Source organism: Nonomuraea sp. NPDC005501 (genome assembly GCF_040605905.1).
Lineage (GTDB): Bacteria > Actinomycetota > Actinomycetes > Streptosporangiales > Streptosporangiaceae > Nonomuraea.
In genome coordinates this window covers 1-26,731 of record NZ_JBEXDT010000026.1, presented here as the reverse complement: position 1 = coordinate 26,731, position 26,731 = coordinate 1, and the positions used below count along the sequence as shown (strand labels likewise).

The window sequence follows — 26,731 nt, the reverse complement described above, 5'->3', positions numbered from 1 at the left end:
GGTGGGCCATCTATGCGCCTCGGGAGAAACTCGCGGCTCAGTCTCCCGCCGGGGACAGCTGGAAGTGCCAGACGACCATCGCCGGCACGTCGCCATGCGCGGCCCTCGCGGCCTCGGGCACCAGGTCCGTCAGGGACCACGGCCACACGTCCCAGGTCTCCAGCGCCTGCGCCGTGGACGGCGTCTCGGCCGGCCGCGGGTGCTCCGCTTCCGGCAGGCGGGGCTCCTCGCAGCGGCGCACCTGCAGCCCCGCCGCCAGGGCGGCGCGCAGGTAGTCGCCGAGGGGGTGCCGGTAGGTGGCTATCCGCCCCGGCTGCCCGTCCTCCCGCCGTACGGGCGGAACGAAGCCCCGGGCGACTCCCTCGGGATGCATGTCGGAGACCACCAGGTGTCCTCCCGGGCGCAGCACCCTGGCGAACTCGGCCATCACCGGTCGCAGCGACGGGACATGCGTCAGCGCCAGGGAGCAGACCACGAGGTCCACGGCGTCGTCCGGCACCGGCAGGCCCAGCAGGTCGCCGACCAGGAACTCTCCCTGCGGGACCCGGTCCCGTGCCCGCGCCAGCATGTCGGGCGAGCCGTCCACGCCGATGACCTGATGGCCTCGCCCGGCCAGGGACGCCGCCACCCGGCCGGTGCCGCACGCGGCGTCCAGGGCGACGCCCGCCGGAAGCGCGTCGAGGATCTGCCCGACGACGGGCTCGTCGATGGCGAACAGCCCGTTGGGCCCGTCATAGGTGCGCGACCAGATGCGATAGCCCTCCACCGCGTCCACCCGCGCGACTTCCACGCCCGCGTCCGCCAGCGCCTCGTCGTCGAGCAGCCGGCGGATCTCGGCGACGCGCGCCTCGACGAAGCCGCGGTCGGACTGGCCGGTGAACGAGCGCAACAGGGCGACGCCTTCGATGCCGAGCAGGTACGCCAGAGGGTCCTCGTAGATCACGCCGCGACCCTAACGACACCCACCCCGGCACCGCCATCCGATTTCAGGTGCCCTGTACCGGGCCCACCAGGAGCGGCCCCGTCAGCATGTCCGGTGTGAGCACGACACCGGTGATCCTCGCCGCCAGGTGGAACGACCGCGCGATCGCGGTGGCGTAGAGGTCGTGCCGGTCGTCACCGCCGGTCGCCGGCTCCAGGGGAAGGCCGACCTCGCGCATGAACGGGTTGAGCCGATCCGGATCACAGCCCGACCGCTTGTCCGGCCAGCGCGGGTTGAAACCGGTGACGGTCTCCCCGTCGATTGCGTAGGCGACATGGTGGTTGGCGTAGTCGTGGCGTAGAACGGCCACCACTTCACAGCCGGAGGACAGTCTGGCCAGGGTGTCTCCCGTGGCGGCCTCCCAGCCGAAGAGTTCGAGGGACACGCACCAGTCCCCCGCCTGGACGACTCCCACGTGTCCACCGCCCAGCGCGCCGCAGTACCTGTCGCCGAACTCGAACGCCGCATGACCGTACTCGTCCAGGCTCATCTGCCGTCCCTGCGGCAGCCCTTGAGGCGTCCCCTGCCGCGCCTCCGGCTTCGCGAAGCGGCGCAGCACCTCGGCTGGTTCAAGTCCACGGAGAAAGGAAACGCAGAAGATCTCGTCGAACAGGTTGTCCTCGTGCCCCGCCGGAACCGCCAGCCAGCGGAACGGGGCGAGGGGGTCGGTCGCCATCGCCACTCCTTGATCGTTGCAGCGATGATGCCGAACAGCACCGACAAAAACCGGCCACGCGCCTGGGTGTCCACCCCGGACATGCCGAGGGCGTCAAGATCTCCCTCGCCTGGTGCACGGGCGCTGCTGCCGCTATTGCCAGGCCGGGTCGGGCGGCACGTTGCCGAGGATGAGCAGCGCCAACGCGATGGCGATCACCACGAGGACCACGACACGCGTGGACACGGCTACCGGCCGGTTGTCGGCCCGGGTCATCTCCAGCCATCGCTTGATCATGACTGGATGCTGTCTCATTTCTTGACCCAGAGCAAGATCGGGTCGATCCCCGGAGAGGCGACGCCGGATGCCCGACTTGGCGCTGATGGCCACGAAGTTGGAGACTCGCCAGTAATATTCGGTCGATGATCAATACTGCGCAACCGATCAATGGTTGGGATGCCATCAACGCCGTGCTCCGTGAGCACTACGGCCGCGACACTCAATGGCCCGACTGGGCGCCGGAACGCCCCTACTCCCTGGGCGGCCCTGACCCCCTGGACGCCATTCGCAACTACGACCACGACGACCCACGCCCTCACTGGCACATGGTCGGCTGCGGCTTGTCAGAGTTGTACGACAAGACCAGCGACATAGCCGAGCTGTCGGGCTGGGGCATCGAGTTCAGCCTGCGCGTGGCCAAGGACCCCGAGGACGCCGCACCTCCGATGTGGGCGGCCGTCATCCTCCAGCAACTGGCCAGATACGTGATCGTCCAACGCCCCTTCTCCCCCGGGCACACCATCCACGTCGCCCCCGGTTTCTTCAACGACCATCCGGGCCTGCCTGAGAACACCCCGACGGAGCTCGCGGCCCTGGCCTTCGCTGTCGACCCGGAACTGGGCACCATCGAAACACCGAACGGCGCGCTCACGTTCCTTCAGGTCGCGGCGTTGACGGAGGCGGAGTACGCCGCCGCCCAGGGCGGCAACGCGCTGGCTGTCCTGGCCCGGATCGAGCAGGACGTTCCCCTTCACATCGTTGACCGTGGCCGCCCCAGCGCGCTGTGACGTTCGACCAGAGGCTAGACCGCCTTCTTCACCAGTAGCGCCACGCACTCCACGTGGTGGGTCATCGGGAAGGCGTCGAAGGCGCGCAGGTCCGTGAGGCCGTAGCCGCGCTCGTCCAGCCAGGCCAGGTCGCGGGCCAGGGTGGCCGGGTCGCAGGAGACGTAGACGATGCGTGGCGCCTCCAGGCCCGCGACGCGGTCCACCACCTCGCGGCCGAGGCCGGCGCGGGGCGGGTCCACCACGACCACGTCGGCGCGTTCGATCTGGAAGCGGTCCAGGGCCTCCTCGACCCGGCCCCGCTCCACGCGCGCCTGCGGGAGGTCGCGGAGGTTGGCGCGGGCGTCGCGGACCGCCGCCGCGTCCGACTCCAGGCCGAAGACGGCTCCCTCCGGTCCCACCGCCTCGGCCAGGCCGGCGGCGAACAGGCCCACCCCGCAGTAGAGGTCGAGCGCCCACTCCCCCGGCTCCGGGGCGGCGAAGGTCAGGACCGCGTCCAGCAGGGTCTCCGCGGCGCCGGGGTGGACCTGCCAGAAGCCGCTGCCCGACACCCGGAACTCCCGGTCGCCGACCCGTTCGCGCAGCACGCCCGAGCCGTGGCGCGGCACCGTGCGGCCCTTGCCCTGGTCGAGCAGGATCGAGGCCGGCGCGTCGAGGTCGGGCACGGGCACCGTGCGGCGCGGGCGCGGCTTGACCACCACGGCGCGGTCGCCGCCCGCGGAGGCGATCACCTCGACGCCCGCCGCCCCGGGCCACTCATGCAGCTCCGCGCCGACCGCCTCCACCTCCGGGTGGGCGATCAGGCACGCGTCGACGGGCTGGATGTCGTGGGAGCGGTGCTTGCGGAAGCCCGGCGCCCCGTCCGGTCGTACGGCGAGCTGGACACGGGTGCGCCAGCCGAGGCCGTCCGGCGCGCCCGGCACCTCCTCCACCACGACCTTCCGGTCGATGCCGGCGAGCCTGCGCAACTGCTCGGCCACCACCTCGGCCTTGAGCGCGCGCTGGGCCTCCAGAGTCGCGTGCTGCCAGTCGCAGCCGCCGCACCGGCCGGGGCCGGCGTAGGGGCAGGGCGGCACGACGCGGTCGGGGGAGGGCTCCAGGATCTCCACGGCGTCGGCGCGGAGGAAGCGGGAGGTCTCCTCGGTCACGGCGGCGACGACGCGCTCGCCCGGCAGCGCGTGCCGGACGAACACCACGCGCCCTTCGTGCCGGGCGACGCACCAGCCTCCGTGCGCGACCGGGCCGACCGTGAGCTCCAAAGATGCCTGTTCCACTTCCACATCGACACCCTATGCCCCGCCCGCGCGGGTCCCGCACGTCGAAGGCCCCGCCGGCCGTCAGCCGGTCTGGATCTCCTTGTCCTTGGCGACGTCGTCCCAGGAGCGCCGCACCGAGCCAGGAGCGTACGGCTCCGGGCGGCCCTTGAGCCGGTCGGAGGAGTGGAGCTGCCACGGCACGCTCGTCACCATCACGCCGGGCTTGAACAGCAGCCGGGCCTTCAGCCGCAGCGCGCTCTGGTTGTGCAGCAGGTGCTCCCACCAGTGCCCGACCACGTACTCGGGGATGAAGACCGTCACCACGTCGCGCGGCGAGCGTCGGCGCAGCGTCTTGACGTAGTCGAGGATCGGCTGGGTGATCTCCCGGTACGGCGAGTCGAGCATCTTGAGCGGCACCGGGATGCCGCGGCGCTCCCACTCGTCCTGGAGCTGGCGCGCCTCGGGGCCCTCCACGCCCACGCTGACGGCCTCCAACGTGGACGGCCGGGTGGCGCGGGCGTAGGCGAGGGCCCGCATGGTGGGCTTGTGGATCTTGGAGACGAGCACGATGGCGTGGTTGCGCGCGGGCAGCATCGACGCGTCGTACTCGCCGGTGATCTCCAGCTCGGCCGCCACGTTGTCGTAGTGCCGGCGGATGCCCTTCATCATGAGGAACAGGACCGGCATCGCCAGGCACACGATCCACGCGCCGACCAGGAACTTGGTGAGCAGCACGACGACGAGCACGATGCCGGTCATGACGCCGCCGAAGAAGTTGATGGTGCGCGAGCGGTGCATCCGGTGGCGGACCTGCGGGTCGGTCTCGGTCTTCAGGTGGCGCGTCCAGTGGATGACCATGCCGGTCTGGCTGAGGGTGAAGGAGACGAAGACGCCGACGATGTAGAGGTTCAGCAGGCGGCTGACGTCGGCCTGGAACCCCCACAGCAGCAGGCAGGCGCCGAGGGCGAGGAGGACGATGCCGTTGGAGAACGCGAGGCGGTCGCCGCGGGTGTGCAGCTGGCGCGGCAGGTAGCGGTCCTGGGCCAGGATCGAGCCGAGCACCGGAAAGCCGTTGAAGGCGGTGTTGGCCGCCAGGAACAGGATGAGGGCCGTCACCGCGGAGATCACCACGAACGGCGCCGAGCCGCCGCCGAAGACCGCGTCGGCCACCTGGGAGATGATCGGCTGCTGGTAGTAGCCGGGGCCGACGGGCGTCCCGTCGGGCCTGAGCAGGTCGGTCGCCACCACGGACGGCTCGGCCACCTTCACCCCGGAGGCCAGGCCGAGCGCGATGATGCCGCCGAACATGGTGATCGCGACCAGGCCCATCATGAGCAGGGTGGTCGCGGCGTTCTTGCTCTTGGGCTTGCGGAAGGCCGGCACGCCGTTGCTGATGGCCTCGACGCCGGTCAGCGCCGCGCAGCCGGAGGAGAACGCCCGCAGCACGAGGAAGGCGGCGGCGAACCCCGCCAGGTCGCTCTGCTCCGGGACGATGTCGAAGTCGGCGCTGGGCGCGTGCAGCTGGTCGCCGAGCACCAGCAGCCGGAACCCGCCCCACAGGACGAGGCCGATCACCGCGACCATGAACGCGTACGTCGGGACGGCGAAGGCGGCGCCCGACTCGCGCAGGCCGCGCAGGTTGACCACGGTGAGCAGGATGACGATGGTGATGGCGACCGCGGGCTTGTTCTCGGCGACGAACGGGATGGTGGCGCCCACGTAGTCGACGCCGTTGGCCACGGACACGGCCACGGTCAGCACGTAGTCGACCATGAGGGCGCTGGCCACGGTGAGCCCGGCATTCTTCCCGAGGTTGGTGGTGGCCACCTCGTAGTCGCCGCCGCCGCTGGGATAGGCGTGGACGTTCTGCCGGTACGACGCGACGACCGTCAGCATGACCAGCACCACGGCGAGCGCGATCCACGGGCTGTAGCTGTAGAACGAGACGCCGGCCAGCGAGAGGATGACGAGGATCTCCTGCGGCGCGTACGCCACGGAGGACAGGGCGTCGCTGGCGAACACCGGCAGCGCGATGCGCTTGGGCAGCAGCTGCTCGTGCAGCTGCCCGCTCCGCAGCGCCCGGCCTACCAGGACGCGTTTCAGAAGATCTGTCACCTTCGCCACGTAACCAGAGCCTAGTCCCCGATTCGGCCACGCAGCCGAGCGCTCCCCTATCAGGCCATACTGGTGTCGAGCAACCGGCCGACCGCGAGATGCGGGGGAGTATGCATATAGTGATCATGGGATGCGGGCGGGTCGGATCGACCCTGGCTCACATTCTCGAAGACGGCGGCCATTCGGTCGCGATCATCGACCGCGATCCGCAGGCGTTCCGCCGGCTGCGGGCGGGGTTCCGCGGCCGGCGGGTGACGGGCATCGGCTTCGACCGCGACGTGCTCACCGACGCCGGCATCGAGTCCGCCACCGCGTACGTGGCCGTCTCCAGCGGGGACAACTCCAACATCATCTCGGCCCGGGTGGCCCGGGAGACGTTCGGTGTGGACAACGTCGTGGCCCGGATCTACGACCCTCGCCGGGCCGAGGTCTACCAGCGGCTGGGCATCCCCACGGTGGCCACCGTGCGCTGGACGGCCGACCAGATCCTGCGGCGCATCCTGCCGGAGGGGGCCGAGCCGCTGTGGCGCGACCCGACCGGCCGGGTCGTCCTGGCCGAGGTGCCCGTCCACCCGTCCTGGGTCGGCACGCGCGCCGTCGACCTGGAGCCCAGGGCGAGGTGCCGGGCCGCGTTCATCAACCGGATGGGCGAGTCGCTGGTCGTCGCGGACGACACGGTGCTCCAGGAGGGCGACATCCTGCACGTCATGGCCGCCGAGAACGACATGGACCGGATCAACAAGGTGCTCGCCGCCGCACCGGAGAAGGACGACTGATGCGCGTCGCGATCGCGGGGGCCGGGGCCGTGGGCCGGTCCATCGCCGCCGAGCTGCTGGAGAACGGGCACGAGATTCTCCTCATCGACGTGGATCCCAAGGCCATCAAGATCGACAGCGTGCCGCGGGCGGAGTGGCTGCTGGCCGACGCCTGTGAGATCGCCTCGCTGGACGAGGCGGGCCTGAACAACTGCCACGTGGTCGTCGCCTCCACCGGCGACGACAAGGTCAACCTGGTGGTGTCGCTGCTGGCCAAGACCGAGTACGGCGTGCCGAGGGTGGTCGCCCGGATCAACCATCCCAACAACGAGTGGCTGTTCAACGAGTCGTGGGGCGTGGACGTGGCCGTCTCGACGCCGCGCCTGCTGAGCGCGCTCGTCGAGGAGGCGGTCAGCGTCGGCGACCTGGTGCGGCTGCTGACGTTCCGCCAGGGGCAGGCCAACCTGGTGGAGCTCACGCTGGCCGAGGACGCGCCGGTGGTGGGCCAGCGGGCCGGCTCGGTGCCGTGGCCGGCCGACTCGGCGCTCGTGGCGATCCTGCGCGAGGGCAGCGTGCTGGTGCCCTCCGACGACGACCCGCTGGAGGCGGGCGACGAGCTGCTGTTCGTCGCCACCCAGGAGGTCGAGCAGGAGCTCGCCCACCTGCTGTCGCAGCACTGAACCGGTCCCGCCGGCACGGCGGGACCGGCCCTCACGGCTTCTCGTGGGGTGGGGGCGGGTCAGACCGGGGCGACGGGGTTGATCGGGGTGCGGCCGCGGCCGAGGACCCAGATCATGGCGGTCAGGGCCGCTATCTGCAGCGGCCACCCCATGGCGATCTTGGTGACGCCCAGCGCCGCCACCGCCTCGTCCCCGCCGAACAGGTAGACCGGAAGCTGCACCGCCACCCGCACCACGCACGGGATCATGAGCAGCCACGTCAGCCGGGAGCAGAGCCGGACGACGCCCGGGTCCTTGCGCCACCCCGTCGGGTCGCCGGTCACCGAGCCGATGAGGAACCCGACCACGGGCCAGCGGGCGACGACGGACAGCAGCATGGCCACCGCGTAGGCGCCGTTCCACAGGATGCCCGGCAGGAAGTAGTCCTTGGCGTCGCCGGTGCGGCTGGCGAAGAAGGCGCCGATCGCGATGCCGATCAGGCTGTTGATGACGAACTGCGGAGTCGAGCGCTGCAGGACCCGCGCGAGCAGCAGCAGCACCGACAGCGAGACGCTGACGATGAGCGACAGCTTCAGCTCCTCGGTGGAGATCCAGGCCAGCGTGAACGCCGCCGTCGGCACCGCCGCCTCGATGATGCCCCGCACGCCGCCGAACGCCTTGGAGAGCTGGGCTCGAACGGCTGCCTCCACGGTGTCGTGGGCGGCGTCTCCGGCCTCGGCCTTCACCTGATCAACTCCCTGGGCGCAGCTCGTAGCGCGGATTGAACATCACCTTGCGGCCGTCCTGCATGCTCACCAGGCCCTCGGCCTTGACGATCCGGCCGGGCTCGATGCCCGCGATCTTGCGGCGGCCGAGCCAGACCAGGTCGATCACGTCGGACCCGTCGTACAGCTCCGCCTCGAGCGCGGGGGCTCCTCCCCTCGGCCGCAACGTCACCGTACGTAGCGTACCGGCTACACAGAACCGGCGTCTGCCGCCACACGAGGCGATCGGCGTCGCGCCCGTCTGCTCGGCGTCCTGGCGCAGCATCTGCGCCTCGATCTCGGACTGGGGTGAGGCCAGCCGACTGAAGAACCCGCGCAACCCCCGTTTGGGAGTCCCTGCCGTAGTCATGATGAAACAGCCTATGCGATGGGAGGCCGTCAGCGAATCTCGCTGATCTCAGGTCCGCGCCGGAACGGGTTGAGGCCCGTCCGGTCCTCGTCCGGGACGCCGTGCTCGTTGGGGCGGCGCAGCGCGATCGGCTCCTCGCGCGCCATCGGCTCGGTGCCGCGGACGACGACGACGTCGCGCAGGAAGTCGAGGAACGGCGCGGCGAGGGCCTCGTCGGCGGCGGCCGGGCCGTGGACGACGGCGAGCAGGAACCAGCGGGGCCCGTCGACCCCGAGGTAGCGCGCCTGGCGGGTCTGGCCGTCGGCGGTGATCTCGCCGCTCAGCTCGGTGCCGAACGGTCCCTCGCGCTCCTGGAGGGACGGCACCTGCTGAGTGATCTTGATCCTGACCTCGTCCCACAGCCCCATGGACCGGGGCGCGGCCAGCGCCTGGAGCTGGAGCGTGCTGTCGTCGTGGATGACGACGACACCGATGTGCTGGTCGCCGACGGAGGCCAGCCGTACATCGAAGTCGGGGTTGTGCGGAAGCAGCAGGCCACCGAGGTCGACCCGGTCGTGCTCGGGGTGGGGCTCGTCGGAGTCCCACGGACCGGACTCGCGCATGGGCTCGGCCGGGGCCTTGGCCGAGTCGGCCGGCCCCTGCGGATGCTCGCGACGACGGCGTCGGAACACGTCTCTCACTCTCCCTGGTCAGTGCTCTGTGAACCCTGTCGGCGGCCGGACCCCGGTCAGCGCCCCGTCGAGCCGAACCCGCCCGCGCCCCGCGCCGACCCCGGCAGCTCCGCCACCTCGCGGAAGGCCGCCCGCTCGACCCGCTGGACGACGAGCTGGGCGATGCGGTCGCCGCGCCGCACCCGGAACGGCTCCCTGGCGTCGGTGTTGATCATCGTCACCTTGATCTCGCCCCGGTAGCCGGCGTCGACCGTGCCGGGCGCGTTGACCAGGGTGACGCCGTGCCGGGAGGCCAGGCCGGAGCGCGGGTGGACGAACGCGGCGTAGCCGTCGGGCAGCGCGATGGCGACGCCGGTCGGCACCACCGCGCGCTCGCCGGGCGCGAGCTCGGCGTCGCACGCGGCGCGCAGGTCGGCGCCCGCGTCGCCCGGATGGGCGTACGAGGGCGCCGGCAGGCCGGGGTCGAGCCGCTGGATGAGGATCTCCAGCGGAGCCTCGGCCGGGGCGTCCGTGGGCGTTCCGGGCCGGAGCCCCGCCGCGTCGCGGTCGGTCGCGGTCACGGGTTCACCTCGTCGTGGTGCTCCGGGGCGCCGATGCGCCCCTCAGCCTCAAGGTACGCCCTCCGGAGAGTGATCCGGTCACACCCGGTGCCCGGGTGGAGTGTCGTGCGGGGCCATGAGGCCGGTGGAGCGGTACGGGTCACGAGTGACGAGATTACTCGCTGTCGGCCGGCCTTTCGCCGCCTGGCACTCCCGCCGCGGCGGGGGCGCCGCCGGGAAGCGCCCGCGGCGGCTCGGGACGCTCGCCGTCGCCGGTCGGCTCTCCCGCGCCACCGTCCTCACCGGGCGGCTCTCCCCCGGCGTCCTCGTCCGCGTGCACTCCCGGTGGCAGGGCCGCCGGTGGGTCGTGCCGCAGCTCGGGCAGCGCCCGGTAGATCACCGCCGCGACCGGGACGGCGACCGCCGCCCCGGCGATGCCGCCGAGGATGCCGCCCACGGCCAGGACGAGGATGATGGCCAGCGGGTGGAAGTTGAGGGCCCGGCCGACGATGAGCGGCTGGAGCACATGGTTCTCCAGCTGCTGCTCGACCACGAGGACGCCGACGAAGATCAGGGCGTAGACGGGGCCCTTGGCGCCCAGTGTGACGAGCGTGGCGACCGTGCCGGCGAAGAAGATGCCGACGATGGGGATGAAGCTGGCGAAGAAGATGAGCACGGCCAGCGGCGCCCACAGCGGCACGCCCATGCCGGCCAGCACGATGCCCATGATGAGGCCGTGGACGGCGGCGACGGCCACGGTGCCCTGCACGTAGTGCGAGAGCGTGGTCCACGCCGCGCGGCCCGCCCGGTCGACGCGCGGCGCCATCTCGCCGAAGGCCCGCAGGAACCACGACCAGATCCGGTCGCCGTCCTTGAGCAGGAAGAACGTGACGAACAGCAGCAGCACGATCGAGGCGAGCACCTCGAAGGCGACGGCGCCCGCGGTCAGCACCGTGCCGGTGATGGCGCTGCGCTGGGTGTTGACCATGTTCGCGATCTCGTCGACGTAGTCGGTGATCTGCGCCTGCTTGAGGTGCAGCGGGCCGGTGATGAGCCACTTCTGCACCTCGCGCGAGGTCGCCTGGACCTGCTGGACGAGGTTGGGGAACTCCTCGGTGGCGCGGGCGCCGACCAGCCAGCCGGTGCCGGCGAGCACGGCCAGCGCGACCAGCATGGTGATCCAGGTGGCGTAGATGGGCCGCATCCCGGCCTCGCGCAGGCTCCTGGCCAGGGGGAACAGCAGCGCCGTCAGCAGGAGGGCGACCGCCACGGGCAGGGCGACGAAGCTGAGCCGCCCGACGCCCTGCGCGAAGAAGTAGACCACCACGCCGACGAGGATCAGGCACCCTGACCATGCGGCCATCTTGGCCAGCACGGGAGGCACGAGCTTGGTGGGGCGGTCTCTCAGCACATCCCCAGACTGGCACGTCCGGCGCCGGGATGCGCGCCCTTGAACGATCGGGCGCACCCGGCGCCGGGGCACCAGGGACGTCAGGCGGTCTCGGTGAGGGCGACCTCCACCGCGAACTCGGGCCCGTCCCGCAGGACGAACTCCTCGACGTTGCCCGCCCCGCACAGGTCGTCCTGCGCGAGCCGGACGAGCCCGGCCTCGGGTCCGGACACCGTGAGGCGGGACACCTCGGCGCGCATGGACAGCTTGGCCTCCGACTTGGCCTTGCGCACGCGCCGGAGCACCTCGGAGGCCACGGTCAGCACGGCCGGGTCGCCGGTCCCGCGCTCGACGGCCGGCCAGGCGGAGCGGTGGACGGAGCCGGGCCGCCACCACGACCACACCTCCTCGGTGACGAACGGCAGAAAGGGCGCGAACAGCCGCAGCAGCGCGTCGAGCGCGAGCCGCAGGGCCGCGTGGGCGGAGGCGGCGGCCGCGCCGGACTCGTAGGCGCGGGCCTTGACCAGCTCCAGGTAGTCGTCGCAGAACGACCAGAAGAACCGCTCGGCCGCCTCCAGGGCCCTGGTGTAGTCGTAGTCCTCGAACGCCCGGGTGGCCTCGTCCACCACGTCGGCCAGCCCGGCCAGCATGGACAGGTCGAGCGGCTCGGTCACCTCGACGTCGGCCTCGGGGAAGCCGAGCACGAACTTCGAGGCGTTGAGGATCTTGATGGCGAGCCGCCGCCCGACCTTGATCTGCCCGGTGTCGAACGCGGTGTCGGTGCCGGGCCGCCCGCTGGCCGCCCAGTAGCGGACCGCGTCGGAGCCGTACTCCTCCAGCAGCCCGAGCGGCGTCGTGACGTTGCCCTTGGACTTGGACATCTTCTTGCGGTCGGGGTCGAGGATCCATCCGGAGATGGACACGTCGCTCCACGGCAGCGCGCCGAACTCCTGATGGGCCCGGACCACGGTGGAGAACAGCCAGGTGCGGATGATCTCGTGGGCCTGCGGGCGCAGGTCCATCGGGAAGACCCGCGCGAACAGGTCGGGGTCGCGCTCCCACCCGCCCGCGATCTCCGGCGTGAGGGAGGAGGTGGCCCAGGTGTCCATGACGTCCGGGTCGCCGACGAACCCGCCGGGCTTGCCCCGCTGGTCCTCGGTGTAGCCGTCGGGGACCTGCGACGACGGGTCCACCGGCAGCAGGTCCTCGGGCGGCAGCAGCGGCCGGGTGTGGTCGGGCTCGCCGGCGTCGTCCAGCGGGTACCAGACGGGGAACGGCACGCCGAAGAAGCGCTGCCGGGAGATCAGCCAGTCGCCGGCCAGGCCCTGCACCCAGTTGTCGTAGCGGACCCGCATGTGCGGCGGGTGCCAGCTCAGCTCCGAGCCCCGGCCGAGCAGCCGCTCGCGCAGCTCGGCGTCGCGCCCGCCGTTGCGGATGTACCACTGGCGGGTGGTGACGATCTCCAGGGGCCGGTCGCCCTTCTCGTAGAACTTGACCGTGCGCTGGACCGGCCGCGGCTCGCCGTCGAGGTCGCCGGACTCGCGCAGCAGCTCCACGATGCGCTCGCGGGCGCTGTGGACCGTCTTTCCGGCCAGCTGCTCGTACGGCTCGCGCTCGGCGCCCTCCGGGGGCTCGGGCAGCAGCCGCCCGTCGCGGCCGATGACGGGCCGGGTGGGCAGCCCGAGCTCGCGCCACCAGGTGACGTCGGTCAGGTCGCCGAACGTGCAGATCATCGCGATGCCGGAGCCCTTGTCCGGCTCGGCGAGGTGGTGGGCGAGGACCGGCACCTCGACGCCGAACAGCGGCGACAGCGCCGACGTGCCGAACAGCGGCTGGTAGCGCTCGTCGTCGGGGTGGGCGACCAGCGCCACGCAGGCGGGGATCAGCTCGGGCCGGGTGGTCTCGATCCAGATGGGCCCCTTCTCGCCGTAGAAGGAGATCCGGTGGAACGCGCCCGGCCACTCGCGGTCCTCCAGCTCGGCCTGGGCGACGGCGGTGCGGAAGGTGACGTCCCACAGCGTCGGCGCCTCGGCCATGTACGCCTCGCCGCGGGCGAGGTTGCGCAGGAACGCCCGCTGGGAGGCGGCCCGCGCGGCGCCGTCGATGGTGGCGTACGTCATGGACCAGTCGACCGACAGCCCGAGGCGGCGCCACAGGTCCTCGAACGCCTTCTCGTCCTCGGTGGTCAGCCGCTCGCACAGCTCGATGAAGTTGCCCCGCGAGATCGGCACCTGCCGCTTGGGGTCGGGCTTGGCGGGAGGTGTGAAGTCGCGGTCGTAGGGCACCGAGGGGTCACAGCGGACGCCGAAGTGGTTCTGCACGCGGCGCTCGGTGGGCAGGCCGTTGTCGTCCCAGCCCATGGGGTAGAACACCTCACGCCCGCGCATCCGCTGGAAACGGGCGATGGTGTCGGTGTGGGTGTAGGAGAAGACGTGACCCACGTGGAGCGAGCCGGAGACGGTCGGAGGGGGCGTGTCGATCGAGTAGATCTGCTCACGCGTCTTCGACCGGTCGAAGCGGTAGGTGCCCTCCTGCTCCCAGCGGGCTACCCATACCTGCTCCAAGCCGTCGAGAGACGGTTTTTCCGGCATGGCGGCATGGCGTAGTCGCTGTTGAGTCATGCCTCCATATGGTACGGCTTCGCGGGTCACGCCAGCGTTGCAGACTAGGGTTCGTTACAGAGGGGAAGGAGACGTCCGTATGGCAGATGAGAGGCCGGACCTGGCCTGGCGGGTCATCGGCGGGCTGATGGGACTGGCGACCGCGTGGGTGGCGCGCAAGGCCCTCGGGTTCGTCTGGGTGAAGGCGACGGGCAAGGAGCCGCCTGTCGATCCCGACTCCCCCGAGGTCGGCATGGGCGAGGCCATCGGCTACGCGGTGCTCATGGGCGTCGGCATGTCGGTGGCGCAGATCGTGGTCAATCGGACTGCCAAGAAGCGCTATGAGGCGTGGCGGTCGGTGAAGCAGGTGACTCGAGTGCCGTGAGGAACTCGCTCGCCCAGCGGTCCACGTCGTAGGTGGCGACCCGGCGGCGCATCGTGCGCATCCGCCGGGACAACTCGTGCGGCGTGGCCCGCATGGCGGCGATCATCTGCCGCTTGACGTCCTCTATGTCGTACGGGTTGACCAGGTACGCCTGGCGCAGCTCGTCCGCGGCCCCGGTGAACTCGCTGAGCACGAGAGCGCCGTGCAGGTCCTGGTGGCAGGAGACATACTCCTTGGCGACGAGGTTCATGCCGTCGCGCAGGGGCGTGACGACCATGACGTCGGCGGCCAGGTAGAGCGCGGCCAGCTCCTCGCGGCCGTACGACTGGTGGAAGTACTGGATGGGCTGCAGGCCGAGCATCGCGTGCTCGCCGTTGATCCGGCCCACCTGGAGCTCGATGTCGTCGCGCAGCCGCTTGTACTCCTCGACCCGCTCCCGGCTGGGCGTGGCGATCTGCACGAACACCGCCTCGTTGGGGGCGAGCGTCCCCTCCTTGAGCAGCTCGCCGAACGCCTCCAGGCGCTGGCCGATGCCCTTGGTGTAGTCGAGGCGGTCCACGCCGAGCAGCATGTGCTCGGGGTCGCCGAGCTCGGCCCGGATCTCCTTGGCGCGCTGGATGATGTGCGGCTCGCGCACCAGCGAGTCGAGCTCGCCGAAGTCGACGGAGATCGGGAACGCCTGCGTGGTGACGGTCCGGTCCTCCACGAAGATCTCGTTCCCCTTGTACGGCAGGCCGAGCAGGCGGCGGCAGAGCCGGCGGAAGTTGGCGGCGCCGCCGGGCAGCTGGAAGCCGACGAGGTCGGCCCCGAGCAGACCCTCGACGAGCTCCTTGCGCCAGGGCAGCCGCCAGAACAGCTCGACCGGGGGGAACGGGATGTGCAGGAAGAAGCCGATCCGCAGGTCGGGCCGGAGCTTGCGGAGCATGGCGGGCACGAGCTGGAGCTGGTAGTCCTGCACCCAGACGACGGCGCCCTCGTCGGCGGCCTCGGCCGCGGCGACGGCGAAGCGCTCGTTGACGGCGCGGTAGGCCTCCCACGTCTCCCGGTCGAAGACCGGCGGCGCGACCACGTCGTGGTAGAGCGGCCACAGCGTGGCGTTGGAGAAGCCCTCGTAGTACAGCTCGACCTCGCGGGCCGACAGCGGCACCGGGATGAGGCTCATGCCCCCCTGTTCCAGGGGCTCCAGCTTCTCGTCGGGGGCGCCGTGCCACCCGAGCCAGGCGCCGTGACGGCGCTGCATCACCGGCGCGATGGCGGTCACGAGCCCGCCGGGGCTCCTGCGCCACGAGGCCGTTCCGTCGGGCTCGACCGTGCGATCCACCGGCAACCGGTTGGCGACGATCAGGAACGAGCTACGGCCACTCACCCAAGTCCTCCTAGGCTCACCTGTGCGGGAGCCGCGACACACGGCTTCCGGCGCCCGCCGCCGAGCCTCGCCGCCGCATCACCGCCCTCGCGCCGGGAGCGTGCGTCGCCGCGAGCTCGCGTACGGAACGGCGCCCTTAGACCCTGCCCAGGACCTGCTAAAACAAACGTGAATGCCGCATATCACACACAACGGACGTTTCCCATCTATCCGGGCAACGGGCGGCGTTCACCCCCCGGCCGGGCGGCGGGACTGGACCATGTGGAAGCGGCCGGCGACGAACGACGGGTCCGTGAGCGAGGCCGTGGCCGCCGGGTTGGCCCCCGTGCCGTGGTAGTCGCTGAAGGCCGCCGACTGGTTGACGAACACTCCGCCCTCCAGGTTGCACGACAGGTTGACCCCCGCCTCCAGGGCCGCCCGCTCGGCCCGCGCCAGCACCTCGGGCGACGTCGAGTACACCGCCGCCGTGAGCGCGCCCCGCGCGGCGGTCACCCGGCGCAGCAGGCCCAGGCTCTCCTCCGTCGAGGCCGTGGGCACGACGAACGCGATCGGCCCGAAGTGCTCCCGCCCGTACACGTCCTCACGGCCGGCGTCCACGCGGACGATCACGGGCGTGCGCACGACCGCGTCGGGGAAGGCCGGGTGCTTGAGCGCCCGGGACTCCAGCACCACCTCGCCCAGCGACGGCGCGGCCTCCAGACGGGCCAGCACGTCCGGGTTGACGATCGCGCCGGTGAGCTCCACCGCGCGCGCCTCGTCGCCCAGCAGCCGCCCGACGGCCCCGGCGAGTCCCGCCGCCACCTCCTCGAAGCTCTTGTGCCCCTCGTCGGTCTCGATGCCGCCGGCGGGGACGAGGATGTTCTGCGGGGTGGTGCACATCTGCCCGCTGTAGAGCGACAGCGAGAACGCCAGGTTGCCGAGCATGCCGCGGAAGGAGCCGGCCGAGTCGACGACGACCGTGTTGACCCCGGCCTTCTCGGTGTGGACGAGCGCCTGGCGGGCGTTGGCCTCCAGCCACTGGCCGAACTCGGTGGACCCGGTGAAGTCCACGATCCGCACGCCGGGATGGGTGGCGAGGGTCACGGCCAGGCCCCGGCCCTCCTCCACGGCCAGCGACACCAGCGCCGGGTCGAAGCCGGCCTCGGCGAGGACCTCGCGGGCGATGCCCACGGTGATCGCCAGGGGCAGGATCGCCCGCGGGTGCGGCTTGACGATCACCGGGTTACCGGTGACCAGCGACGCGAACAGCCCCGGGTAGGCGTTCCAGGTCGGGAAGGTGTTGCAGCCGATCACCACCGCGACGCCGCGCGGCACGGCCGTGAACGTCTTGGTCATGACCAGCGGGTCGCCCTTGGCCGGCTTCTCCCAGCGGGCCGAGGAGGCCGAGGCGGTCATGGCGGCGTGGCCGTACGCGATGGCCTCCAGCGCGCGGTCCTGCGCGTGCGGCCCACCGGCCTGGAAGGCCATCACGAACGCCTGCCCGGTGGTGTGCTGCACCGCGTGCGCGAGCTCGAACGAGCGCTGGTTGATCCGGTGGACGATCTCCACGCAGGCGAGCGCGCGGGCGTCGGGCCCGGCGTCGCGCCAGGCCGGCATGGCGGCCTCGGCCGCCTCGACGAGCAGCCCGGCGTCCGGCTCGGGGTAGGTGACGCCGAGGTCGAGCCCGTACGGCGAGCGCTCGGCGCCGACCCACCCGCCGGTGCCCGGCTGGTTCAGCTCGAACGGCTTGCCCAGGTGGGCCTCGAACGCGGCCTTGCCCCGCTCGGCCGCCCCCTCGCCGTAGACCCGCGGTGACGGGGACTCGGGGTAGGCGCTCCAGTAGCCCCGGCCGGCGATGGCCGCGAGGGCCCGGTCGAGAGTCTCGCGATGCTGGTCGAACATGCTTTTCCGACCTCTCTTGCCGCGGTTCGGGCAGACGCTGACGTGTTTACCGAACATTCGGTCAGTTGACAAGCGAGACATCCGGGCGGGGGCAGAAGCGGGTGGTCCGCAACCGAGATACGCGACTGGGGATAATGGCGCCATGGCCGTACAACCTCGCCAGGGAAGGCGGGGGCACGATCCCGAGTCCGTCCTGGCGATCGCCGTGGACGTCTTCAACGAGCGCGGCTACGACGGCACCAGCATGGAGGACCTGGCCAGGGCGCTGGGGGTCACGAAGTCGGCCATCTACCACCACGTGGCGGGCAAGGAGCAGCTGCTCGCGCTGGCGCTCGACCGGGCGCTGGACGGCCTGTCGGAGCTGGTCGCCGACGAGCGGGCCGGCTCGGGGCCGGCGATCGAGCGCCTGGAGTGGGTGGTGCGGGAGAGTGTCCGCATCCTGGTGGACCGCCTGCCGTACGTGACGCTGCTGCTGCGCGTGCGGGGCAACAGCGCGACCGAGCGGCGGGCGCTGGAGCGGCGGCGCGCCTTCGACGCCTTCGTCAGCCACCTGGTGAAGGAGGCGGCGGCCGAGGGCGCGATCCGGCCCGACCTGGACCCGGCGCTGGTGACGCGGCTGCTGTTCGGGGCGGTCAACTCGATCACCGAGTGGTACCGCCCCGCGCGCGGCGGCTCCGCGGACGACCTGGCGGACACGCTGGTGCGGATGACCTTCGACGGCCTGCGCGGTCCGGACGCCTAGCGGCCGATCCCGCGCTGGGGCGGCGGAGGGGGCAGCTTGCCGCGCAGGTCGTCGCGGATGGCCTGGCCGAGCTTCTTGGTGGCCATGCGGTTGAGCGTGCCCCCGGCCACGGCGCCGGTGAGGAAGGGGCCGAGTGTGGTCAGGTGGCGGCCGAGCGTGCGCATGAGACGGTTGCGCAGAGCCGTCTTGGTGGCCGCGCCGAGCGCGAGGGTGACGGACGCGGGGGCGAGGGGGTCGATCCCGCGCTGCCTGGCCCAGGCGGCGGTGAACGCGGCGGCGCGCTGCGGGCCGGTGCCCTGGACGCGCACGCCGTAGACCTCGTGCAGCTCGGCGAGGAGCTTGACCTCGATGGCGGCCACCACGATGGTCTCGGCCACGAGCTGGGCCGGGGCCGACAGAAGGAGGGGCGGCGCGGCGAACTCGGCCGCGGCGAGCGCTCCGCCGATGGCGCCGACCGTCATGGTGGCCTTCTGGGCGGTGCGGATGAGGTCGTCGGCGAGCTGCTCGCCGGTCAGGCCGTGGTGGTGCTCGGAGAGGGTGTGGAGGTCGCGGATGGGGATGCGGGGCGCGATGCTGAGGAAGATGTCGGCCAGCCAGCGGCCCCGTCCGGTGCCCTCGGCGCGCGCCTTCCACTGGCCGGAGCTCAGGCTGCGGGCTAGACGGCCGAGCAGCCTGCGCCGCTCGGCCGGCTCCAGCTGGCCGGGCTCGGTGAGCTTGCCGACGAGCTCGCCGACCTCCGAATCGGTGCCGGCGAGCTCGTCGTCCGGCCGCGGGTCCCGGTCCTGCCGGTCCCCGTCCTGCCGGTGTCGGTCGTCCTTGTGGTCGTGCGGCTCGTCGCTGTCTCGCTGATGCCTGTCCGGTCGGGCCACGCGGAAGCCTCCGTCCTCTGGTCGCGACAGCTCGTTGCCCAGGCGGCGTCGTTCCATGCCGCCGCGGGCGAGCTGTCTCGCTCCGTGGTCAGGCCGCGCACTCCCGGCAGACCTGCTGGCCGTTCTTCTCGGAGGCCAGCTGGCTGCGGTGGTGCACGAGGAAACACCGCGAGCAGGTGAACTCGTCGGCCTGGCGCGGGATCACCCGCAGGCTGAGTTCTTCGTTGGACAGATCCGCGCCGGGCAGCTCCAGCGATTCGGCGAGATCGGTCTCGTCGATGTCGATGCTGCCGGACGACTTGTCGGTGCGCCTGGCCTGCAGCTCCTGCAGGCTGTCCTCACCGAGGTCGTCGTCTGTCTTGCGCGGGCTGTCGTAGTCGGTAGCCATGGTGCTACTCCATCCCCCTCATCCATATGTCTTCGCGCTCGTCGCGCGTCTTCTAACGTCTGGCAGGTGTGTCTTGTGCCCGCTCCGGTGGGGAGATTGTGCATCGGTACCCCGGTTGAACGAACACTGAACCTCCCAACACGTCAGGGCCTTCTGCCATCGGCAATGGTTAGCCAAATATGGCCAAACCCACAGCCTGGCGTCCCGCACCACCGTGTTCGACGGCACATCCAACCACATGTGCGGCAAGAACGAGACGCCCCCACCCGACCAACACGCCGGATCAGCGACTCGGAAGCCGGATGGTCACCACAAGTCCTCCGCCCTCTCGTGGCACGGCGGTCACGTTGCCGCCGTGAGCCTGCACCACGGCGCGCACGATGGACAGTCCGAGGCCGGCCCCCTTGGCCGAGTCCACGCGATCCGCGTGGAGCCTTCTGAACGGCTCGAAAAGGCTGTTGACCTCGTACGCCGGGACGTGCTGCCCCGTGTTGGCCACCTGAACAACCAAGGCCCCGTCCACCATTCCCGTCCGAATCCAGACTTTCCCGTTCTCGGGGGCGTTGTATTTGACGGCGTTCTCCAGCAGGTTGCTCACGGAGCGTTCCAGGAGCACCGGGTCGCCCACGGTCGGCGCGCTCACCAGCTCGGTCGTGATCGTGACCCCGTGCTCCTCGGCGAACGGCGTCACCTGCTCGACGGCGGACGTGGCCACGTCCTTGACGTCCAGCGGCTTGCGCACCGCCAGCTCCCGCTCGCTGCGCGCCAGCAGCAGCAGGCCCTCGATGAGCTTCTCGTTGCGGGCGTTGACCTCCAGGAGGGTACGGCCCAGCGCCTTGAGGTCCTCCGACGCCTCCGGATCGGACAGGGCGATCTCCAGCACCGTCCGGTTGATGGTCAGCGGGGTGCGCAGCTCGTGGGAGGCGTTGGCCACGAACCGGCGCTGGGTGTCGAAGGCGACGTTGAGCCGCGTGAGCATGGCGTCGAAGGTGTCGGCCAGCTCCTTCAGCTCGTCGTCGGGGCCCCGCAGGTCGATGCGCTGGTGGGCGAGGTTGCTCTCCGACAGCTTGCGGGCCGTGGTCGTCATCTGGGTCACCGGGCGCAGCGCCCGGTCGGCGACGAAGTAGCCGAGAATGAGGGCCAGGATGCCCACGCCCACCAGAGCGAGTACGGAGCTGCTCAGCAGGACGTCGCGCGCCGTCTGCACGGCCTGCTGCTGCGCGATGCCCCATCGGCGCTGCGTGATGGCGGCGTCGATCGGATCGACGCCGCTCAGGTCCAGCGGCAGCCACGCCTCGTCGATGGCCCGCCCGACGATCGCGTAGATGGAGAACAGCAGCACGCCGGCCGCCACCAGGAACAGCGCGCTGTAGGTGAGGGTGAGCCGCCAGCGGATGCTGACCCTGCCGGGCAGCTCCCTCACCAGCTCGCGCGCCGACCGCTGGACGGGCGCGTAGCTGGGCGGCGGCGGGCCGTCCCAGACCGGCGGGCCGCTCGGTGGCGGCGCCTCGTTCGGCCGGGTGGCCTTGCGCTCCGAATGCGGGCTGATCATGGGGTGCGTGGGCACCGGATTCTCGCGCCGCTCCTGCCTCTCGGTCACACAGCCCCCTCCGCCGGGCCCCTCGCCCGCCCCTTCACCGGCCCTGTGACGACACCGCCCGGGAGGGCACGGCTCACAGCTTGTACCCCACCCCGGGCACGGTCTCGATCACCTGCGGGTCGCCCAGCTTCTTGCGCAGCGTCATCATGGTGACCCGCACCACGTTGGTGAACGGGTCGATGTTCTCGTCCCATGCCTTGTCCAGCAGGTCCTCCTGGCTGACGACGGCGCCCTCGGCGCGCATCAGCTCCTCCAGGACCGCGAACTCCTTCTTGGTGAGCATGATCTCCCGGCCGTCGCGCTCGACCAGCCGCTTGCCCGGGTCGAGGCGGACACCGGCCCGCTCCAGCACCGGCGGCAGCGCCGGGGCCGAGCGGCGGCCGAGCGCCCGCACCCGGGCGACCAGCTCGATGAACACGAACGGCTTGGCGAGGTAGTCGTCGGCCCCCAGGCCCAGCCCCTCCACCTTGTCGTCCACGTCGCCCGAGGCGGTGAGCATGAGAATCCGCGAGGCCGAGCGCTGCTCCACCAGGCGGCGGCACACCTCGTCACCGTGGACGACCGGCAGGTCGCGGTCCAGGACGATCACGTCGTAGTCGATGTAGGAGGTGCGTTCCAGCGCGCCGCCGCCGTCGTAGGCGACGTCGACCGCCATGGCCTCGCGCCGCAGGCCGGTCGCGATCGCGTCGGCGAGCACCCGCTCGTCCTCAACCACCAGCACTCGCACGCCCGTGCACCCCTCTCCATTCTCGGCACTCATTCTGCACACGCCTTCGATAAGCGCACGGTAAGGCATGCGCCGACAACCTGCCGCAACGCATCCGAGAATTCATGTTTCGGACAGCGAGGGCCCTGGGTATGCCAGCGGGACATCCATCGACGTGCCATGAGGGCACGGCCTCGTATGGGTGCCGCTTCTCCCTGGGAAGCTCGAACCCCGCAGAAAGTAGGTGAGATGGGCGAGTTCACCACGACGATCGAACGCCGCCTCGACCAGGCTTACCAGGGCCTCCAGCAGGCCCGTAGCGCCGGCGACGACTACCTCGCCGACACCCTCACCGCCGAGATCGAGGACCTGCGCCGGCTGGCGGACGATCACGGCATTCCCTTGCCCTGCTGATCAGGCGCGAAACACACCCGCTGATCACGCGTAGGAACGGCCGGGCCCCTCCTGAAGGGGGCCCGGCCGTTTCACGTGTCCACGATGCCGGCCGTTCCACGTCTGCGCGGGCCGGCCGGGAGCGGTCAGGCGTCGCGTTCGGGGTCGAGCGGCGCGAGCAGGTCGTGCAGCTCCTCGAACAGCCCCGGCGCCGCGCACAGCAGCAGCTCGGAAGAGGCCGGCTTGCCGTTCAGGCCCGCCACCCGCGCCCCCGCCTCCGCGGCGATCAGCCCGGCCGCCGCGTAGTCCCAGCGGTTGACGCCCCGCTCGTAGTAGCCGTCCACGCGGCCCGCCGCCACCGAGCAGAGGTCCGCCGCGCACGAGCCGCCGCGCCTGATGTCGCGCACCCGGGGCAGCACCTCGGCCAGCACCCTCCCCTGGACGGCTCGCCGCCGGGCGTCGTAGCCGAACCCGGTGGAGACCAGCGCCTGCGCCAGCGGCACCCCGGTGTTGCAGCGCAGCCGCTCGGCGCCCAGCCAGGCACCCTCGCCGAGCGCCGCGGTGAACACCTCACCGCGCGGCACCACGTTGACGACGCCGGCGACGACCTGGCCGTCCACCTCCACCGCGATCGACACCGCCCACTCCGGCAGGCCGTACAGGAAGTTGACGGTGCCGTCGATGGGATCGACGATCCAGCGCACGCCGGAGTCGCCGCCCGCCTCGCCGCCCTCCTCGCCCAGGACGCGGTCGCCCGGCCTGGCCTCCTGGATGCGGGCGCGGATCAGCCGCTCCGACGCCGTGTCGAGCGTGGTCACCACGTCGGTGGGGCTGGACTTCGTCTCGACGACCTCGGACATCGTCGGCCGCTTGGCGAGCAGCATGTCGCCCGCCTCGCGCGCGATCTCCTCGGCCAGCCTCGCGAACTCGTTCATCACGCCACCGACTCCGGCCGCTTCCACTCCTCGCCCAGCACGTGCTGGGCCAGGAACGCCAGGACGGTCTCGTACCAGGCGACGGCGTTGCCGGGCTTGAGGATCCAGTGGTTCTCGTCGGGGAAGTAGAGGAACTTCGCCTCGACCTCGGTGCGCTGGAGATCCCACCACAGGCGCAGCGCCTCGCCGATCGGCACCCGGTAGTCCTTGTCGCCGTGGATGACGAGCATCGGGGTGCGGATCTCGCCCAGCGACAGGTGCGGCGACAGCTTGGCGTAGCGCTCGGAGCCGGCCGGGCCGAACTCGCGCTGCCAGTACATGGCGGCGTCGGTCGTGCCGACGAACTGTTCGAGGTTCCACAGGGAGGCGTGGGTGACGATCGCCTTGTAGCGGTCGCTGTGGCCGGCGATCCAGTTGGCCATGTAGCCGCCGTAGGAGCCGCCCATCGCGGCGGTCCGCCCGGCGTCGATGTCGTCCCTGGCCACGGCGGCGTCCACGATCGCGTCGAGGTCGGCCATCGTGCGCGGCCCCCAGTCGCCCCAGCCGCGGTCGATCATGGACTGGCCGTAGCCGGTGGACATGCACGGGTCGGGCATGAGGACCGCGTAGCCGTGCGCCGCCATGATCCACGACTGCCAGCGCCACTGCCAGTCGTTCCAGGACCCGAGCGGGCCGCCGTGGATGAACACCACCAGCGGCGCGGGGTCGTCGGCGGAGGCGTGCTCCGGCAGGACGAGCCAGCCGCGGATCGGCACGCCGTCGTCGGCGGTGGCGGAGATCTCGGTGAGCGTGCCGGGCAGCTCGGGGCGGGGCGCGGGCGAGGGCAGAGCGGCGATCTCGGCCGCCGCGCCGCCCTGCGCCGTGTCGATGCGCGCCGGTCCGGGCACGATGCCGACGCCGCTGCGCAGCGCGTACAGGAACCGGCCGTCGGGCGAGGCGTTGAGCCCGAGGTAGGAGGCGTCGTCCTCGGTGACCCGGACGGGCTCCGCGGGGTCCTCGCCGGCCGCGACGCGGAAGACGGGGCGGCGGCCCTGGTGGTCGGCCGCGACGTAGACGGCCGAGGAGTCGGGCGCCCACTCCACGTCCATGTGGAACAGCAGATCGGGCGCGTACACGCGGCCCTCGCCGGTGGCCAGGTCGCCGATCCACAGCTCGGAGCGGGCCGGCACGTCGAGCGCGGTGAGCCGTTCACGGGAGCAGGCGACGCGGGCGCCGTCGGGCGAGACCGCGATCGGGCCGCCGAAGTCGTGGGCGTCGTCGCCGAACAGCACGCGCCGCTCGCCGGTGGCCACGTCGATCGCGACCAGCTCGGTACGCACCTCGCCGCGCGGCAGCGGAACCCGCCAGGTCGTCACCAGCGTCGCGCCGTCGGGCGTCAGGTCGAACGTGGCGTCGCGCAACGCCTCGCCCGGGTCGGGCGTCAGGTCGCGCACGTCCTCCAGGCGGTCATCGCCGAGGCGGGCGGCGAACAGCCGGGTGCGGCCGGGGCCCAGGTCGTGGTCCCAGTAGCGCACCGGGTAGCCCTCGTGCAGGATCGCGCTGATGCCGGCGTCCTTGCGCGCCTTGCGGCGCTCCTCCTCGGCCGCCTCCTCGCCGCCGAGCACGTCGGAGGCGAACACCACGACGTCGCCCGCCGTGCGGAAGGACGAGATGCCGCCGGGCCGCGCGGCCACCTGCCGCGCCTCGCCGCCCGCGCGCGGCAGCAGCCACAGCGCCGGCACCTCCTCGCCGGCGTCCTTGGCCGTGGTGTCCGGGCGGGCGGAGGTGAACAGCACGTCCCCCGCGCGGGTGAACGCGGCCGCGCTCTCGCCCTTGGACGACCGCGTCAGGCGGTACGGCTCACCGTCGACGGGGACCGCCCAGAGCGCCGTGCCGTACGACTTGCCGTCGGGGTTGAGCGACTGCACGACGGACACGAGCCGGGATCCGTCCGGCGCGAGCTTCAGCGAGAGAACCCGAGGGATGGCCACGTAATCACGTATGTCGTTGAATGCGCTCACCCGATCGAACCTACCTGTTCATGACCGCACCACGTGCGGCGGCTCGGTCACTCACATCCCTCGCAGGGGGCCGCGCGGACTCCGGCATAGGGTTGGCACGTGGGGAACTACGACGCGCTTCTGGTCCTGTCCTTCGGCGGCCCCGAGGGTCCCGACGACGTCATGCCGTTCCTGGAGAACGTCGTGCGGGGCCGCGGCGTGCCGCGCGAGCGGCTGCTGGCGGTGGCCGAGCACTACCTGGGCTTCGGCGGGGTCAGCCCGATCAACCAGCAGAACCGCGACCTGGTCGCGGCGCTGCGCCCGGTGGCGGGCGTGCCGGTGTACTGGGGCAACCGCAACTGGCACCCGTTCGGCGAGGACACGGTGCGGCGGATGAAGGAGGACGGCGTCCGCAGGGCGGCGGTGTTCGCCACCTCGGCGTTCGCCGGCTACTCCAGCTGCCGCCAGTACTACGAGGACATCGAGCGCATCTCCCTCGAAGACGGCCCCGAGCTGGTCAAGATGCGGCACTACGGCGACCATCCCGGTTTCGTCGAGGCGATGGCCGACCACACCCGGCAGGCCCTCGACCGGCTGGGCCGCGACGACGCCCGCCTGGTGTTCACGGCGCACAGCGTCCCGCTGAGCATGGCCCGCACCGCCGGCCCCGAGGGCGGCCTGTACGAGGCGCAGCTGCGCCGCTCCGCCGAGCTGGTCAACCGGGCGCTGGGCCGCACGCAGCCGTGGGACCTGGTGTGGCAGTCGCGCAGCGGCCCGCCGCAGGTGCCGTGGCTGGAGCCCGACGTGTGCGACCACCTGCGCAAGGTCGAGGCCCCGGCGGTGGTGCTGGTGCCGATCGGGTTCGTCTCCGACCACATGGAGGTCGTCTACGACCTGGACACCGAGGCCCGGCAGGTGGCCGCCGAGCTGGGGCTGCCGATGGAGCGGGCGGCGACGGCCGGCACCCATCCCGCGTTCGTGCGGATGGTGCGCGAGCTGATGGACGAGCCGGAGCCCGTGCCGTGCCCGCTGACCTGCTGCCCCTCCCCGGTCCGGCCAGGACCGGCCCGGGCTCAGGTGTAGGCGCGGGCGTAGCCCTCGGCGACGCCCATGACCTTGTTCACGTAGTCCCAGGAGTGGTTGTAGAACCAGATCGCCTTGCGCAGCTTCTCGCCGCCCTTACCGGCGCCGTTCGCGCACAGGTAGTTGGCGGCTCCGGGCACCGCGTCGTACGGGCTCCAGATGTCGGCCTTGCCGTCGGCGTCGCCGTCCACGCCGTACACCTTCCAGGTGGCGGGCATGAACTGCATCGGGCCGAGCGCCCCGGCGCTGGACGGCCCGTTGTTGCGGCCGTGTGAGCTCTCGACCTGGCCGATGGCCGCCAGCACCGTCCAGGACAGGCCGGGGCAGCGGGTGGCCGACTGCTTGTACAGGTCCAGGTAGCTGGCGGGGCGGCCCCTTGCCGGAGCGGTGGGGGCGGCGGTCGCGGCCGTGGCCGGGGCCTGGGGCTTCTTCTTCTCCCGGGCCTTCTCGGGAACGAGGGACACGACCTGGGAGCCGGCGCCGAGCAGCCGGCGCACGCGGGCCTGGCTGATCGCGCCGCCCTTGCCGTGCAGCAGCACCGCGACGCCGCGCGCCATCCGCAGCTCCTGGCCGCGTCCGGCGCT

The 26,731-nt window shown here is 71.7% G+C and carries 27 protein-coding genes; 7 read left to right on the top strand and 20 right to left on the bottom strand.

Annotated features, from left to right (window positions below):
- Nucleotides 1–37 precede the first annotated feature (37 nt).
- The 3 genes from ABZS51_RS15495 to ABZS51_RS15485 form a co-directional block, all read right to left on the bottom strand.
- Nucleotides 38–943 carry a class I SAM-dependent methyltransferase gene (locus ABZS51_RS15495; protein WP_355440683.1) on the bottom strand — a complete coding sequence of 302 codons (906 nt, stop codon included), beginning with the start codon at nt 941–943 and terminating at the stop codon, nt 38–40.
- A 43-nt stretch (nt 944–986) separates the two neighbouring features.
- Nucleotides 987–1,658 (bottom strand): DUF6461 domain-containing protein, encoded by a 672-nt coding sequence (locus tag ABZS51_RS15490; RefSeq protein WP_355440681.1) that lies wholly within the window; start codon nt 1,656–1,658, stop codon nt 987–989.
- A 132-nt stretch (nt 1,659–1,790) separates the two neighbouring features.
- A complete protein-coding gene (locus ABZS51_RS15485) occupies nt 1,791–1,934 on the bottom strand; it encodes a hypothetical protein (protein ID WP_355440678.1) in 144 nt (47 codons plus the stop codon).
- A gap of 125 nt (nt 1,935–2,059) precedes the next feature.
- Here ABZS51_RS15485 and ABZS51_RS15480 point away from each other — a divergent pair, with 125 nt between their 5' ends.
- Complete coding sequence (locus tag ABZS51_RS15480; RefSeq protein ID WP_355440674.1) at nt 2,060–2,704, top strand: suppressor of fused domain protein; 645 nt, start codon at nt 2,060–2,062, stop codon at nt 2,702–2,704.
- A 14-nt stretch (nt 2,705–2,718) separates the two neighbouring features.
- Here ABZS51_RS15480 and ABZS51_RS15475 read toward each other — a convergent pair whose 3' ends face one another.
- Both ABZS51_RS15475 and ABZS51_RS15470 read right to left on the bottom strand, forming a co-directional pair.
- A complete protein-coding gene (locus tag ABZS51_RS15475; protein ID WP_355440671.1) occupies nt 2,719–3,981 on the bottom strand; it encodes a class I SAM-dependent RNA methyltransferase in 1,263 nt (420 codons plus the stop codon).
- A 57-nt stretch (nt 3,982–4,038) separates the two neighbouring features.
- A complete protein-coding gene (locus ABZS51_RS15470) occupies nt 4,039–6,081 on the bottom strand; it encodes an APC family permease (protein ID WP_355440668.1) in 2,043 nt (680 codons plus the stop codon).
- Nucleotides 6,082–6,182: 101 nt separating this feature from the next.
- Between ABZS51_RS15470 and ABZS51_RS15465 the strand changes: the two genes are divergently transcribed.
- Both ABZS51_RS15465 and ABZS51_RS15460 read left to right on the top strand, forming a co-directional pair.
- On the top strand, nt 6,183–6,848 hold the full coding sequence (locus tag ABZS51_RS15465; protein WP_355440665.1) for a TrkA family potassium uptake protein: 666 nt from the start codon (nt 6,183–6,185) through the stop codon (nt 6,846–6,848).
- Nucleotides 6,848–7,507, top strand: a complete 660-nt coding sequence (locus ABZS51_RS15460; protein ID WP_310710947.1) for a TrkA family potassium uptake protein — start codon at nt 6,848–6,850, stop codon at nt 7,505–7,507. The genes ABZS51_RS15465 and ABZS51_RS15460 overlap by 1 nt, the downstream gene beginning before the upstream one ends.
- Before the next feature lie 59 nt (nt 7,508–7,566).
- Here ABZS51_RS15460 and ABZS51_RS15455 read toward each other — a convergent pair whose 3' ends face one another.
- The 6 genes from ABZS51_RS15455 to valS form a co-directional block, all read right to left on the bottom strand.
- Nucleotides 7,567–8,232 carry a DUF3159 domain-containing protein gene (locus ABZS51_RS15455; protein ID WP_310710946.1) on the bottom strand — a complete coding sequence of 222 codons (666 nt, stop codon included), beginning with the start codon at nt 8,230–8,232 and terminating at the stop codon, nt 7,567–7,569.
- A 4-nt stretch (nt 8,233–8,236) separates the two neighbouring features.
- Entirely contained in the window at nt 8,237–8,620 is a 384-nt protein-coding gene (locus tag ABZS51_RS15450) for an OB-fold nucleic acid binding domain-containing protein (RefSeq protein ID WP_310710945.1), read from the bottom strand.
- Nucleotides 8,621–8,649: 29 nt separating this feature from the next.
- Nucleotides 8,650–9,291, bottom strand: coding sequence for a DUF3710 domain-containing protein (locus tag ABZS51_RS15445; protein ID WP_355440661.1), 642 nt, complete (start codon nt 9,289–9,291; stop codon nt 8,650–8,652).
- 56 nt (nt 9,292–9,347) lie between these two features.
- On the bottom strand, nt 9,348–9,779 hold the full coding sequence (gene dut, locus ABZS51_RS15440; RefSeq protein ID WP_310711011.1) for a dUTP diphosphatase: 432 nt from the start codon (nt 9,777–9,779) through the stop codon (nt 9,348–9,350).
- Nucleotides 9,780–10,005: 226 nt separating this feature from the next.
- Nucleotides 10,006–11,241 (bottom strand): AI-2E family transporter, encoded by a 1,236-nt coding sequence (locus ABZS51_RS15435; RefSeq protein WP_355440658.1) that lies wholly within the window; start codon nt 11,239–11,241, stop codon nt 10,006–10,008.
- A gap of 80 nt (nt 11,242–11,321) precedes the next feature.
- Nucleotides 11,322–13,841: a valine--tRNA ligase gene (valS, locus tag ABZS51_RS15430; protein WP_355440655.1), complete on the bottom strand. Its 2,520-nt coding sequence runs from the start codon at nt 13,839–13,841 to the stop codon at nt 11,322–11,324.
- A gap of 79 nt (nt 13,842–13,920) precedes the next feature.
- Here valS and ABZS51_RS15425 point away from each other — a divergent pair, with 79 nt between their 5' ends.
- Nucleotides 13,921–14,205, top strand: a complete 285-nt coding sequence (locus ABZS51_RS15425; protein WP_310710941.1) for a DUF4235 domain-containing protein — start codon at nt 13,921–13,923, stop codon at nt 14,203–14,205.
- Here the strand turns inward: ABZS51_RS15425 and ABZS51_RS15420 are convergent.
- Together ABZS51_RS15420 and paaN are read right to left on the bottom strand one after the other, a co-directional pair.
- Nucleotides 14,138–15,571 carry a trehalose-6-phosphate synthase gene (locus ABZS51_RS15420; protein WP_310710940.1) on the bottom strand — a complete coding sequence of 478 codons (1,434 nt, stop codon included), beginning with the start codon at nt 15,569–15,571 and terminating at the stop codon, nt 14,138–14,140. The two genes, ABZS51_RS15425 and ABZS51_RS15420, sit on opposite strands and share 68 nt — an antisense overlap.
- Nucleotides 15,572–15,799: 228 nt before the next feature.
- Complete coding sequence (gene paaN, locus ABZS51_RS15415; RefSeq protein WP_355440650.1) at nt 15,800–17,452, bottom strand: phenylacetic acid degradation protein PaaN; 1,653 nt, start codon at nt 17,450–17,452, stop codon at nt 15,800–15,802.
- 142 nt (nt 17,453–17,594) lie between these two features.
- Here paaN and ABZS51_RS15410 point away from each other — a divergent pair, with 142 nt between their 5' ends.
- Entirely contained in the window at nt 17,595–18,194 is a 600-nt protein-coding gene (locus tag ABZS51_RS15410; RefSeq protein WP_355440647.1) for a TetR/AcrR family transcriptional regulator, read from the top strand.
- Here the strand turns inward: ABZS51_RS15410 and ABZS51_RS15405 are convergent.
- The 4 genes from ABZS51_RS15405 to ABZS51_RS15390 all read right to left on the bottom strand — a co-directional run bounded on the left by ABZS51_RS15405 (nt 18,191) and on the right by ABZS51_RS15390 (nt 21,778).
- A complete protein-coding gene (locus ABZS51_RS15405) occupies nt 18,191–19,063 on the bottom strand; it encodes a hypothetical protein (RefSeq protein ID WP_355440644.1) in 873 nt (290 codons plus the stop codon). The genes ABZS51_RS15410 and ABZS51_RS15405 overlap by 4 nt on opposite strands.
- Nucleotides 19,064–19,151: 88 nt before the next feature.
- Nucleotides 19,152–19,451: a DUF4193 domain-containing protein gene (locus ABZS51_RS15400; protein WP_020542847.1), complete on the bottom strand. Its 300-nt coding sequence runs from the start codon at nt 19,449–19,451 to the stop codon at nt 19,152–19,154.
- A gap of 283 nt (nt 19,452–19,734) precedes the next feature.
- Nucleotides 19,735–21,051, bottom strand: coding sequence for a HAMP domain-containing sensor histidine kinase (locus ABZS51_RS15395; protein ID WP_310710936.1), 1,317 nt, complete (start codon nt 21,049–21,051; stop codon nt 19,735–19,737).
- A 73-nt stretch (nt 21,052–21,124) separates the two neighbouring features.
- Nucleotides 21,125–21,778: a response regulator transcription factor gene (locus tag ABZS51_RS15390; RefSeq protein WP_310710935.1), complete on the bottom strand. Its 654-nt coding sequence runs from the start codon at nt 21,776–21,778 to the stop codon at nt 21,125–21,127.
- 228 nt (nt 21,779–22,006) lie between these two features.
- On the opposite strand from ABZS51_RS15390, the gene ABZS51_RS15385 reads away from it, so the two are divergent.
- Nucleotides 22,007–22,171 carry a hypothetical protein gene (locus ABZS51_RS15385; protein ID WP_310710934.1) on the top strand — a complete coding sequence of 55 codons (165 nt, stop codon included), beginning with the start codon at nt 22,007–22,009 and terminating at the stop codon, nt 22,169–22,171.
- A gap of 125 nt (nt 22,172–22,296) precedes the next feature.
- Here ABZS51_RS15385 and ABZS51_RS15380 read toward each other — a convergent pair whose 3' ends face one another.
- The gene (locus tag ABZS51_RS15380; protein ID WP_355440639.1) at nt 22,297–23,085 is read right to left on the bottom strand and encodes an inositol monophosphatase family protein; all 789 of its coding nucleotides are present in this window, start codon (nt 23,083–23,085) and stop codon (nt 22,297–22,299) included.
- The gene (locus ABZS51_RS15375; protein ID WP_355440637.1) at nt 23,085–25,085 is read right to left on the bottom strand and encodes an alpha/beta fold hydrolase; all 2,001 of its coding nucleotides are present in this window, start codon (nt 25,083–25,085) and stop codon (nt 23,085–23,087) included. The genes ABZS51_RS15380 and ABZS51_RS15375 overlap by 1 nt, the downstream gene beginning before the upstream one ends.
- Before the next feature lie 99 nt (nt 25,086–25,184).
- On the opposite strand from ABZS51_RS15375, the gene ABZS51_RS15370 reads away from it, so the two are divergent.
- A complete protein-coding gene (locus ABZS51_RS15370; RefSeq protein WP_355440634.1) occupies nt 25,185–26,147 on the top strand; it encodes a ferrochelatase in 963 nt (320 codons plus the stop codon).
- Here ABZS51_RS15370 and ABZS51_RS15365 read toward each other — a convergent pair.
- Nucleotides 26,138–26,731: lytic transglycosylase domain-containing protein (locus ABZS51_RS15365; protein ID WP_355440631.1), on the bottom strand; the 594-nt coding region annotated here is incomplete at its 5' end. The genes ABZS51_RS15370 and ABZS51_RS15365 overlap by 10 nt on opposite strands.